Below are 10,952 nucleotides of genomic sequence, written 5' to 3'. Positions count from 1 at the left end.
ATATTAGCCTTTGAAATAATATCATACTCCAAAAGGAAAAGATAGAAAATAAATTTTATTTTGTATCAAAACAATAAAAAAGTAATCCAAAATCGGATTACTTTCTTAGACCTAATTTTTCGATCAATGCTTTATAGCGTTCAAGATCAGTTCTCTTCAAATATGCAAGCATATTTTTACGACGACCAACCATCTTCATCAAACCTCTTTGAGAATGATAGTCATGTTTGTGTTCTTTGAAGTGCTCAGTCAAACGGTTGATCTGTTCAGTCAATACCGCGATCTGTACTTCAGGAGAACCTGTGTCACCTTCATGAATTGCATATTCTTTCATGATAGCCTGTTTTTCTGCTTTTAATAACATTTTTCTTTTCCTCCTATTTCTAATGTCCTTTTTGCCCGAGGGTAAGGTTGGAGATTCCAAACTCTCAGCACAAAAGCGTATATATTTTATCAATCAATCAACAAAAAATCAACTAGAATCGTATTCAATATTTCCATAGCTTCTCTACTAGGATATAGGATACCATTCTCCAGTTTTAACACGTCATGGTATTTCTCCAGGATGCTTTGATACTTCTTTATAAAGTCTTGATCATAACGCTGATTCCATTTTTGTATATCTAATCCAAAAGTTGTTCTTAATGCCATCATGATGGCATTAAACGCCTTATCCTTTTGCGTCTCTTCATATATATAAGGATTAGCTCCTGATTCAATATATGTTTTTAAAGAACGAGTGTTATCATAACGCACATTGTTCTCTTTTCCACTGGCACCGCATCCAAGTCCTATAAAATCTTCATCCTGCCAATAAGCCAGATTGTGTTTTGAATGGTATCCTGGTTTACAAAAACTACTGATTTCATAATGAAGATAGCCAGCTTTTTCCATTGTCCTACAGATCAATTCATACATATCTGCTTCGATATCTTCATCTACCGGTTTTAGATTCTGCCTGCCAAAGATTGAATTTTCTTCAATCTGCAAAGAATAGATCGATAAATGTTTGATATCCAGATCCAGGAAAATTTCCAAATCTTTTTTAACATCCTTTAAACTTTGTTCTGGTAAAGCATACATTAGATCAATTGATATATTATCAATACCATTTTCCTTTAATAACTGGATAACTTGAAATATATCTTCTTTTCGATGTTTGCGATTAATAACTTTTAATAAACGATCATTAAATGTCTGTACGCCTAGACTAATGCGATTGACTCCTAATTTTTTATAAAGTTGAATCTTTTCTAAATCTAATGATTCAGGATTGCATTCAACCGTGAATTCTTTACTTACATTAAATAATGAAGCAATTTTTTTAAACTGTTCACAAGTTAGTGAACTTGGGGTTCCGCCTCCAAAATATAGAGTATCCACTTCATGAATGTTTTTTTGTTTGATTTCCTCAATAATTTGTGCCATCCATTTACTTTTTGTATCTTCATTTGTGATGATACGACAAAAATCACAATATGCACAAATCGAATCACAGAAAGGAACGTGTAAATAGACAGCTTTCATTAATCTTCATCCATAGAAAGAACAGCCATAAATGCTTCCTGAGGAATTTCAACACTTCCTACCATCTTCATACGCTTCTTTCCTTCTTTTTGTTTTTCCAACAATTTTTTCTTACGAGAGATATCTCCACCATAACATTTTGCCAATACGTTTTTGCGCAATGCTTTGATGTTTGTTCGGGCAATGACTTTTCCACCAATCGCTGCCTGAACAGGAATTTCAAACTGCTGCTTAGGAATAAGATCTTTCAATTTGATCGTCATGGCATTGCCTCGATTATAGGCAAAATCTTTATACACGATCGTAGATAAGGCATCGACGATCTGTCCATTCAATAAGATATCCATCTTCACAAGCTTGCTTGTATGATATCCGCTGAATTCATAATCAAAGCTGGCATAGCCTTTGGTAGAAGATTTCATCTTATCGAAGAAGTCAAATATAATTTCAGATAGTGGTAACTGATAAGTCATCATCATTCGAACATCATCTAAAACCTGCAAGTCAACATACTCTCCACGTTTTTTCTGACAAAGATCCATCATTGGACCTACATAATCTTTTGGAACCATGATTTCAGCTTTTACAAACGGTTCTTCAATATGGTCTATATTCTGCGCTGGTGGCAAGGCTGCCGGGTTATCAATTTCAACCATTGTTCCATCAGTTTTATATACGTGATAAATAACACTTGGGCTTGTCGCGATTAAATTCAAGTTATATTCTCTTTCCAATCTCTCTTCAACCACATCCATATGTAACAAGCCTAAAAATCCACAACGGAAACCAAACCCTAAAGCCTGTGATGTTTCTGGTTCAAACTGCAAGGCTGCATCATTTAATTTTAATTTCTGCAAAGCTTCTTTTAAATCATCATATCGTGCATTGTCTACCGGATATAAACCACAGTACACCATTGGATGCATCTCGCGATATCCAGCTAAAGGTTCTTCACAAGGATTGGTTGCACTAGTTATCGTATCACCGACACGAACATCTTCAATGCTCTTAATTGCAGCTGAGATCCATCCTACATCGCCTGTCTTTAGCTCATCACAAATCACTTCTTTTGGTGTTCTTACACCCACTTCAATCACTTCGTATTCAGCACCGGTTGCCATAAAACGAATTTTATCCTTAGGTTTGATCGAACCATTTTTAACACTGATAAAGGCAATAATTCCTCGATAAGAATCATAAAGAGAATCGAAAACAAGCGCCTGCAATGGAGCCTCGTTATCTCCACTTGGACATGGCAGTTTTGCCACGATTTCTTCCAATACTTTATCTACATTCAATCCTGATTTAGCACTGATTTCTACGGCTTCAGAGCAATCCAAACCAATCAGATCTTCTATTTCTTTTTTAACGACATCCGGTTGTGCACTTGGAAGATCGATCTTATTTAAAACTGGTAAAATTTCCAGATCATTATCTAAAGCTAAATATACATTGGCCAAAGTCTGTGCCTGTACACCTTGAGCCGCATCGACCACTAAAACAGCCCCGTCACATGCTGCTAAAGATCTAGATACCTCATAAGAGAAATCCACATGACCAGGTGTATCGATCAAATGAAAGATATAATCCTGTCCATCTTTGGCATGATATACCAGCTGAACGGCATTTAATTTTATCGTGATTCCTCTTTCTCTTTCAAGATCCATGCTGTCAAGAATCTGATCTTTCATTTCCCTTTTTTCAACTGTATCTGTTAATTCAAGAATACGATCGGCAAGTGTCGACTTTCCATGATCGATATGTGCAATAATTGAAAAATTTCGTATATTCTTCTGATCCATATAAAACCTCTATTCTATAATTTGACCAACCATGTTTCTTCCTTGACCATTGAAGAAGTCTTTAGCCTGCATGACTGGTTTTCCTTCCATTTGTAATTTTGAAACCAATAAAACGCCTTCGTGCAAAGAAATCACAAAATGATTGTCTCGCAACCCTAAAATTTCCAGTGGCTGTTTTACAGGTTCTTTTTGATATGTAGCTTCCAAAAGTTTCAGTTTCTTATTTTTGATCAAACCGTAGGCACCTGGAGTAAAAGACAAAGCGCGAATTTGGTTCAGGATTTCGATATCATCTTTTGAAAAATCAATCTTTTCTTCCTGTTTAGTAATGACAGGTGCAAATACAACTTTATCTTCATCCTGTTCTACATAATGTGCCTGGTCTGAGCAAATCAATTCAAAGTTGTCTAAGATTAGCTTACTGGCGGCAAGGCCCATCTTTTCAAACACACTGGTAGAATTATCCTGAGATTCAATCTTCACTTTTTCTATGGCTAAAACAGGTCCAGCATCCATTCGTTTTGCCATCTTCATCAAAGACATACCTGACTCTTTATCTCCATTCCAGATAGCTCGCTGGATTGGGGCTCCTCCGCGATATTTTGGTAAGATAGAGCCATGAAGATTGACACACCCAAAACGTGGTGCATTCAATAGATCCTCTGGAATAATTTGTCCATATGCACAAGTTACGATCAAATCTGGTTTAAGATCCAAGATCCTTTGATGATCTTCCTTGATACGAACAGGTTGGAAACATTCTATTTCATGATCAACTGCCACCTGTTTTACAGGGGAGTATACTATTTTTTGTTTTCGTCCTACTTTTTTGTCGGGTTGACTGACAACAAGATCGATCTTGATGCCTGCTTCTAACATAGAGCTTAATACAGTTGCCGCAATTTGGGGCGTTCCCATAAAGACACATCGAATATCTAACATAACTCATCCCTCCATAACTTTTGGTATTATACCCTATTTTTTGATGATTGTGTTGCAATAAATAACAGAATTTGCTATAATCTCAATGCAATTTATGTCAGGAGGTGCAAACCATGCCACAAATCAAATCTCAGATGAAACGTGTAAAGACAAACAACAAAGCACACAAACTGATCGTATCTAAAAAAAGTGCATTGAAATCTAGTATTAAAGCTGTATTGGCTGCAGTAGATGCACAGGATAAAGAAGCGGCTATTATTGCATACAACAGTTGCTGTTCTAAATTAGACAAAGCTGTCGCAAAAGGTATCTATCACAAAAATTATGCAAGCCGTCAAAAATCACGTTTGGCTACGGCTGTTAACTCTATAAAATAAGAAAAGAACATTTGTTCTTTTTTTTATACTCAATCAAAAGGGGCTACAACTGTAGTCCCTTTTACTGTAACATACCTAAAATAAATTGTTCAAAGCCCTCATCTTTATCAACCAATCCCATCTTCATATCCTGATCTAGTTTTGCCAAGATTGATAACTTTTCTAAAAGTTCATCACTGGTAAAATTATAAGCTCTTTGCATATTGATCTGCACACGATATGGATGGGCTTTTAATCTTCTGGCAATTTCTTCTTTAGAATTACCTTGATCCATCAACACACGAACTTGAAACAAAAAACGTATTTGTCCAGATAACAAACCATTGATTGCAACCGGCTCCATATTAAGTTTTCTAAAATTACGATAATACGCCAATAATCGAAGCGCATTTCTTTCAAAAAGAGCATCTACCATCTTAAAGACATCATTCAATGGTTCACATACCATAAGATCCTGTACATCCTTTAATGTAATATGATCATTGAATGTTTTGAATTTGATAAGTTCCTGCTCAATGCGTAAAGCATCAAATCCTGCTCTTGCACTAAACCACTTGATCGCATCTCGATCCATTTTTAGATTTAGCTTCTTTAATTCTTCATTGATATATCCAGGCAGTGATTTTTCATCCAAGGCAATACATGGATATACAGTTGATTTTGATATCAATTCCTTAACAGCCTTTTTTCTTGTATCCAGCTTATCACTCGGACAGCAGAACACAAGGATCACGCTTTCATCATTTGTGCTTCGATCTATAAAACCTTTGATATCATATTTAGTGGTATCTTTACTGGAAAGAAAGGTTGCATTCTCTATGACGATCATCTTGTCGTCATCAAAAATGGAAATGGTATCCATCTCATTGAATACATTTTGCTGCTCATCATCTGTCGCATCAAAAACGATCACATTTTGAATATGATGTTTTGTTTTTAATGCATTGATCTTTTGCTTCACTCTTCCTTCATCATGTCCATGTAATATATAATTCATGATTCTAGTATACCAAATAATCCTGTTTGTGTGCGAAAAAACGCAATCCCTTTAAAAGTAAAAATATGGATCATTCCGACATCTTTGGTCATCAACAAGTCAATATTTAATTTATCACAATTGGAAATCACTTCATTATCTGGGTGTCCATAGCGATTATTGGCTCCTACACTGATCAAACCTAATTGTGGTTGGATTTCTTTTAAAAATGCATAGGAAGAACTGGTTGAAGATCCATGATGCCCAAGTTTTAAAACATCTACTTCTAATTTTGGATATGCCTTCATGAATTGTTCTTCAATTTCAATACCTGCATCACCTGTCCATAGATATTGAATACCATCGTAGATAAAATACGAAATGATACTGTTATCATTTTCATTATTAGATTTTCTATCTTCTAATAGAGAAAAGAAAGGATAATCCACATCTATCTTTTGATTGGAGGTCTGGACAATTTGTTTGATTTCTACTTTTTCTTTTAAAGCTTCTAAACCACCACTGTGATCAAAATCTTCATGGGTAAGGATCAAAGCATCCAGCTTAGAAATATGACGTGCTTTTAAAAATGGATCAATGATTTCTTCGACATTGTCTCGATATAGATTTTGTCCACAGTCAATCATAACTGCAGAGCGCATAAATGGTTCCACGATCAATGTACAATCACCCTGTCCTATATCCAACATATACACATTAAAAAATGGGTTTAAATAATTCGAACAAAAAATCATGATAAGACAGATACAAAGAGGATATATAAATCGATGATCATTATATATTTCATAGACCAGCCAGAATATCACGATAATAAATAGAAAACCAGGAGCATAATTGATCACAAGAGAAGGAAGATGCATGATAAAACCATCATAAATATCTAATATAAATGTTAGTATGGGTTCATAAAATAAACTGACCAGGCTTATAAAAAACACTAAAGAATTTAATTTTCTCAAGATAGAAAATCCTAAAAACAGAACTAGATCCACGCTATGAAAATAAATAAATTGAAAAGTCATTAATAAGATACGAATCAAAAAAATACGCTTAAACAAATCATGGCAGAATCGATAAACTAACATTGCGCAAACCGGGAATAAAAAGATAAACTCTGTAGCAAAACCGGGTAAGACCATCAAAAATAATATTGTTGAAAAGCTTAATTGGTATTCCCATTTTGAAAAGACGATTTTTCCTAAAAGAAACAAAGTGATTCGAACCAAACTAGGTGTAAAGGTAAAAATACTGCCATATAAGATTGCTAATAAAAATATTATTATTTCGCTTGTATTCTTTGAAAACAAACGTAAAAGAAACTTACGCAATATGGAAATCACGCCCAAGATTGGTAAGCCCAAATTTATAAGGATAGTACTGACATCTTCATTGCGGATCCCATAAAAATTAGATAAATAAAAGTTAGCATGTTTTCTGTTTTTAAGATGATTATATACATCATTCTTGATTGAATTTTCTGTTTTTACATACATATACCGGCTGACATTTGCACTGTAGTAGATGGATTGTTTATGCAAATATTCTTCAAAGACAAACTGTCCTATATTTTTTATCGTATTTACTTTTTCAAATTCACTGATTTTATAGACATCAAAATACTCTGGATCTTCAATGCCATATACAATGATTGAAACATTATCCTTTCTTGCAAGACAATATTTTGGCTTAATTTCATAAATCATATATTGACCAGGTTGTGGTTCTTCTATTGGCTTATTGATGTACACAACAAAACAAACTGTAAATAATGCCCATATGATTACGATCAATTTACGTTTAAAACGATACATCAAAAATAGAGAAAAACCCATAATAAACAAACAGACATAGAATACATCTTTTATGGCAATACTGATCCAGAATCCAAAAGCTGCAAATAGACAAAAATACTTCATAACGTGATCAAATCCTTGATCTTTTCATAAAGTTTATCACCAATGCCTTTGACTTCTTTGATTTGTTCCAACTCCACAAAAGGAATATTGTTTCGATAGTCAATGATCCTTTGAGCAATGGATGGGCCAATACCAGGAAGTGAATCAAGTTGTTCCAAAGTCGCACTATTTAAAGATATCTTTTGTGTTTCTGTACGTTTGGAAACAAAGATCGTATCCTGGTCTTCCAAAGGCTTCATCAAAGACAAAGAATCGGTTTGAGCTTGTTCTGTAAATCCGCCAGCCTGTTTTACCAGATCATCTAAAGTAGCATCAATTTTAAGCGTATAAACACCCGGATTGACAACTTCTCCTTTGATTTCAACCCTAATCGTTGTTGGTTTAGCTACATCCAAACTTACTGGTTGATATCGTCCAAAATAGGCAAAACAAAATAATCCAAACAAAATAAAAAGGAAAAGAGCTTTTTTCATTAACATCACCCTTTTCCTAATACAATCGAAATTGATTAAATGACAAAAATTTATGCAATTTTTGTAATTTCTACATCATATGGTTCATCTACACGACTTACAGTAACAACATCTCCAACCTTATGATCTAGGATAGCTTCTGCAAGTGGTGTATTGTTAGAAAGTTTTCCATTCAAAGGATCGGCCTCGATTGAACCTACAATTGAGAATGTATTTTCTACATTATCGGATAAATCTTTCAAAGTTACCACAGAACCTAATTTAACAACCGCATTCTTTGCAGCTTTTTTCTTACCATCTGATTCTTCAATGATTTCAGAATTTTTGATCAAAGCTTCCAACTCGCGAATACGTGCTTCTACTTGTGCCTGATGTTCTCTGGCTGCATCATAGTCCGCGTTTTCAGACAAGTCACCTTGTGCTCTGGCTTCCTGAAGTTCGACAATGACTTCGGCACGTGTTTTATGGACTAACTCTTCATGTTCTTTAACTAAATCATTATAACCTTCTTTGGTAACGTAAAACTTTTCGTTTGGCATACTATCACTCCTTATTTTTAACGCGATTGAATTATATCACAGAACGTAAATTATTCAATAACTAGACCTAATTCTTCCATTCTAGCCTGGTGTTCTTCATAGGTTGTCGAATAATAAACACTTCCATCTCCATAGATATCTGCCACAAAGAACAAATAATCATTTGGCGAAGGATTTAATACGGCATTAATTGCCTCTTCACCTGGATTTAAAATTGGTCCAATTGGTAAACCATCATTTAAATATGTGTTATATGGTGATTCGATATCGGTTCTAACTTCACAATCCTGTGGATCATTAAATTCATCATACAATGCATAGCATACCGTAACGCTGGATTCTAAACGCATCTGTTGATTTAGACGATTATAGAATACCTGAGCAATCGTTGGCATTTCTTGTGCACTGCCTGATTCAAACTGGACTACACTTGCCAAAGAAACAAGTTGATGTATTGAGTAAGAACTGTTATCAAATTGTGTCTTATACTTTTCATAAATCGTTTCAAACCCATTTAACAATGTTCTTGTGATTTCATCAATTGTTGCATCCTTGTCAAAGAAATATGTTTCCGGAAATAAATACCCTTCCAGCTTCACTTTATAATTCTCATTTGATAGTGCTTCTGGATCTAAGAACGTATAATCGTTTGCCAAAGTGCGAATATACTCTATATCATTCCAAGTTGCCAAAACTTCTTCAGTCGTATAAGGAAACTGTTCACTGATGCTGGCAGCAATTTCCTTCGCCCACTTTCCTTCTGGAATCGTAATTGAGACTTGTTGTGTCTTTGCATTTTCTATATTGCCTATATGGCTCAAGATATCACCGGTGCTCATACCGTCATTTAATTCGAAGAAACCTGCATAATATTCCTGATGTCCTGTAACTCTAGCATACAACTTACTAACTGTAGCAGATCGAATCAAGTTCTGGTCTTCTAGATCATTTAAAACTTCATCAAAATCAGAACCCTCTTCGATTTGAAAATCTATCGTATTAGAACCATCTCCAACTGGCTGCAAGTTAATATAGCCATAGCCAAATATTCCCCCTAATACTACAACTAAGACCAATACGATTACTAAAAGTATATTACGAACCGTATTGTTTTTCTTTGGTCTTCTTCTAGATTTAGGCATTTTCGTTGTCCTCAACAAAAGTATTGATAACTTCTTCTACCATTTCCCATTCTTCATCGGTTTCAATTGGCAGTAACTGTCCATTTTCATCATAAGCTGAAGCATAGACTTCATCTTCATCTTGTTCTGGGTCTTGGAAAACAACATATTGTTTTTTTGTTACTTCATTATCAAAAGTAAACAATATGGTCATACGTTTTTCATTTCCATTTTCGTCTTTGACATATAAGCTGTTTGAATCTAACATAGTTTTTCTTCCTTTCCAAAAAAATACGGAGGATCAAATGCCCCCGTTTTGTCTGTCTAAAAAGCTCTGCAAAATTTGCACTGCAGCCATCTGGTCAATTACTTTTTTTCGTTTCTTTCTAGAAACGTCCCCCTCAAGCAAAAATCTTTGAGCGCTGACCGTCGTCAGTCTCTCATCCCAAAGATGAACATGATAGCCTTCTTTTTCGAGTTCCGCACCAAAATCTATAGATAATTGTCCTCGCACACCAACGTCGCCATTCATGTGCTTAGGTAATCCTAAAACAATTGTCTTAACGTGATGTTCTTCTAATAGATCTAATAGCTTATCAAAACATTCATCATAATCATCTGGCGCAAAACGAATAGTTGTTAAGGCTCTTGCCACGATACCTGTTTCACTGATCGCAACTCCACAAGTAACACTGCCAAGATCCAGTCCGATGATCTTTTCCATTATTTCTCCAAATATGCACGAACCAACTCTTCAATGATCTCATAACGTTCGATTCGTTGAATCAGATTACGTGCGTTCTTATGAGAAGAAATATACGCTGGATCATTGCTGATAAGATAACCTGCAATCTGGTTTTCAGAATTATAACCACGTTCTTCTAACGCATCACTTACTTCACGTAAGATCGCTTTGATATTTTCGCGGCGAATTTCTTCCGTTGTAAATGTCATTGTTTCGGTAATGTCTCTCATCTTCATCACACTCCTTAACATAAAAACATTATACATTATCTAATTTTAAATGAAAACCTTTTTGATTTTTTTCAAGTGTTTTTGGGAAATTCCACATAAAAAATGCAAGTTTTCATTAAAAAGTCCCCACATAGAATGAATAAAGATAAAACGATAAAATTTTATTATCATTTGTTTACACTATTCAAACAGCTAATGTATTGATTGTTTAGCTTTCATTAATAGTTCAGAAGATACTCCGGTAATCTCCAAAATATAAGAATCCGATATTCCTTTCTTTAAT

13 protein-coding genes are annotated in these 10,952 nt (G+C 34.7%); 1 reads left to right on the top strand and 12 read right to left on the bottom strand.

The genetic code is table 11. The annotated features are described in order from the left end of the window. Window positions 1-97: 97 nt before the first annotated feature. The 4 genes from rpsO to fmt all read right to left on the bottom strand — a co-directional run bounded on the left by rpsO (window position 98) and on the right by fmt (window position 4,271). Complete coding sequence (gene rpsO / locus HMPREF0367_RS01800; protein WP_015535960.1) at window positions 98-364, bottom strand: 30S ribosomal protein S15; 267 nt, start codon at window positions 362-364, stop codon at window positions 98-100. An 89-nt stretch (window positions 365-453) separates the two neighbouring features. Then, a complete protein-coding gene (hemW, locus tag HMPREF0367_RS01795) occupies window positions 454-1,527 on the bottom strand; it encodes a radical SAM family heme chaperone HemW (RefSeq protein ID WP_035400574.1) in 1,074 nt (357 codons plus the stop codon). Next, window positions 1,527-3,329, bottom strand: coding sequence for a translation elongation factor 4 (lepA, locus tag HMPREF0367_RS01790; protein WP_035400573.1), 1,803 nt, complete (start codon window positions 3,327-3,329; stop codon window positions 1,527-1,529). Before lepA ends, hemW begins: the two co-directional genes overlap by 1 nt. 9 nt (window positions 3,330-3,338) lie before the next feature. Next, window positions 3,339-4,271: a methionyl-tRNA formyltransferase gene (gene fmt, locus HMPREF0367_RS01785; protein WP_022355225.1), complete on the bottom strand. Its 933-nt coding sequence runs from the start codon at window positions 4,269-4,271 to the stop codon at window positions 3,339-3,341. A gap of 113 nt (window positions 4,272-4,384) precedes the next feature. Here fmt and rpsT point away from each other — a divergent pair, with 113 nt between their 5' ends. Further along, the gene (gene rpsT, locus HMPREF0367_RS01780) at window positions 4,385-4,648 is read left to right on the top strand and encodes a 30S ribosomal protein S20 (RefSeq protein WP_015535955.1); all 264 of its coding nucleotides are present in this window, start codon (window positions 4,385-4,387) and stop codon (window positions 4,646-4,648) included. A 61-nt stretch (window positions 4,649-4,709) separates the two neighbouring features. On the opposite strand, the gene holA is transcribed toward rpsT, so the two are convergent. Genes holA through HMPREF0367_RS01740 form a run of 8 tightly spaced genes read right to left on the bottom strand, consistent with a single transcriptional unit; the run spans window position 4,710 to window position 10,669 of the window. Further along, window positions 4,710-5,645 carry a DNA polymerase III subunit delta gene (gene holA, locus HMPREF0367_RS01775; protein ID WP_035400570.1) on the bottom strand — a complete coding sequence of 312 codons (936 nt, stop codon included), beginning with the start codon at window positions 5,643-5,645 and terminating at the stop codon, window positions 4,710-4,712. Further along, a complete protein-coding gene (locus HMPREF0367_RS01770; RefSeq protein WP_035400566.1) occupies window positions 5,642-7,561 on the bottom strand; it encodes a ComEC/Rec2 family competence protein in 1,920 nt (639 codons plus the stop codon). The genes holA and HMPREF0367_RS01770 overlap by 4 nt, the downstream gene beginning before the upstream one ends. Then, complete coding sequence (locus tag HMPREF0367_RS01765) at window positions 7,558-8,040, bottom strand: ComEA family DNA-binding protein (protein ID WP_239414216.1); 483 nt, start codon at window positions 8,038-8,040, stop codon at window positions 7,558-7,560. Before HMPREF0367_RS01765 ends, HMPREF0367_RS01770 begins: the two co-directional genes overlap by 4 nt. Before the next feature lie 44 nt (window positions 8,041-8,084). Beyond that, the gene (gene greA, locus HMPREF0367_RS01760) at window positions 8,085-8,573 is read right to left on the bottom strand and encodes a transcription elongation factor GreA (protein WP_035400563.1); all 489 of its coding nucleotides are present in this window, start codon (window positions 8,571-8,573) and stop codon (window positions 8,085-8,087) included. 50 nt (window positions 8,574-8,623) lie between these two features. Then, window positions 8,624-9,715 carry an endolytic transglycosylase MltG gene (gene mltG / locus HMPREF0367_RS01755; protein WP_035400562.1) on the bottom strand — a complete coding sequence of 364 codons (1,092 nt, stop codon included), beginning with the start codon at window positions 9,713-9,715 and terminating at the stop codon, window positions 8,624-8,626. Continuing rightward, complete coding sequence (locus HMPREF0367_RS01750) at window positions 9,708-9,962, bottom strand: DUF1292 domain-containing protein (RefSeq protein ID WP_022355231.1); 255 nt, start codon at window positions 9,960-9,962, stop codon at window positions 9,708-9,710. The genes mltG and HMPREF0367_RS01750 overlap by 8 nt, the downstream gene beginning before the upstream one ends. Before the next feature lie 33 nt (window positions 9,963-9,995). Further along, window positions 9,996-10,418 (bottom strand): Holliday junction resolvase RuvX, encoded by a 423-nt coding sequence (gene ruvX / locus HMPREF0367_RS01745; protein WP_035400559.1) that lies wholly within the window; start codon window positions 10,416-10,418, stop codon window positions 9,996-9,998. Next, complete coding sequence (locus tag HMPREF0367_RS01740) at window positions 10,418-10,669, bottom strand: IreB family regulatory phosphoprotein (RefSeq protein ID WP_022355233.1); 252 nt, start codon at window positions 10,667-10,669, stop codon at window positions 10,418-10,420. The genes ruvX and HMPREF0367_RS01740 overlap by 1 nt, the downstream gene beginning before the upstream one ends. Between the last annotated feature and the right edge of the window lie 283 nt (window positions 10,670-10,952).

Origin of the sequence: Faecalitalea cylindroides ATCC 27803 (genome assembly GCF_000469305.1) — a bacterium.
GTDB classification, from domain to species: Bacteria; Bacillota_I; Bacilli_A; order Erysipelotrichales; family Erysipelotrichaceae; genus Faecalitalea; species Faecalitalea cylindroides.
The sequence above is the reverse complement of the archived record's forward strand: the minus strand, read 5'-3'. Positions and strand labels throughout refer to the sequence as shown.

What these genes read in the sequence shown, in the direction of transcription:
- HMPREF0367_RS01750 (WP_022355231.1), bottom strand. Translation starts at nt 9,962, where the DNA reads ATGTTAGATTCAAACAGCTTATATGTCAAAGACGAAAATGGAAATGAA.
- rpsO (WP_015535960.1), bottom strand. Translation starts at nt 364, where the DNA reads ATGTTATTAAAAGCAGAAAAACAGGCTATCATGAAAGAATATGCAATT.
- HMPREF0367_RS01740 (WP_022355233.1), bottom strand. Translation starts at nt 10,669, where the DNA reads ATGAGAGACATTACCGAAACAATGACATTTACAACGGAAGAAATTCGC.
- rpsT (WP_015535955.1), top strand. Translation starts at nt 4,385, where the DNA reads ATGCCACAAATCAAATCTCAGATGAAACGTGTAAAGACAAACAACAAA.
- HMPREF0367_RS01765 (WP_239414216.1), bottom strand. Translation starts at nt 8,040, where the DNA reads ATGTTAATGAAAAAAGCTCTTTTCCTTTTTATTTTGTTTGGATTATTT.
- lepA (WP_035400573.1), bottom strand. Translation starts at nt 3,329, where the DNA reads ATGGATCAGAAGAATATACGAAATTTTTCAATTATTGCACATATCGAT.
- fmt (WP_022355225.1), bottom strand. Translation starts at nt 4,271, where the DNA reads ATGTTAGATATTCGATGTGTCTTTATGGGAACGCCCCAAATTGCGGCA.
- hemW (WP_035400574.1), bottom strand. Translation starts at nt 1,527, where the DNA reads ATGAAAGCTGTCTATTTACACGTTCCTTTCTGTGATTCGATTTGTGCA.
- holA (WP_035400570.1), bottom strand. Translation starts at nt 5,645, where the DNA reads ATGAATTATATATTACATGGACATGATGAAGGAAGAGTGAAGCAAAAG.
- mltG (WP_035400562.1), bottom strand. Translation starts at nt 9,715, where the DNA reads ATGCCTAAATCTAGAAGAAGACCAAAGAAAAACAATACGGTTCGTAAT.
- greA (WP_035400563.1), bottom strand. Translation starts at nt 8,573, where the DNA reads ATGCCAAACGAAAAGTTTTACGTTACCAAAGAAGGTTATAATGATTTA.
- HMPREF0367_RS01770 (WP_035400566.1), bottom strand. Translation starts at nt 7,561, where the DNA reads ATGAAGTATTTTTGTCTATTTGCAGCTTTTGGATTCTGGATCAGTATT.
- ruvX (WP_035400559.1), bottom strand. Translation starts at nt 10,418, where the DNA reads ATGGAAAAGATCATCGGACTGGATCTTGGCAGTGTTACTTGTGGAGTT.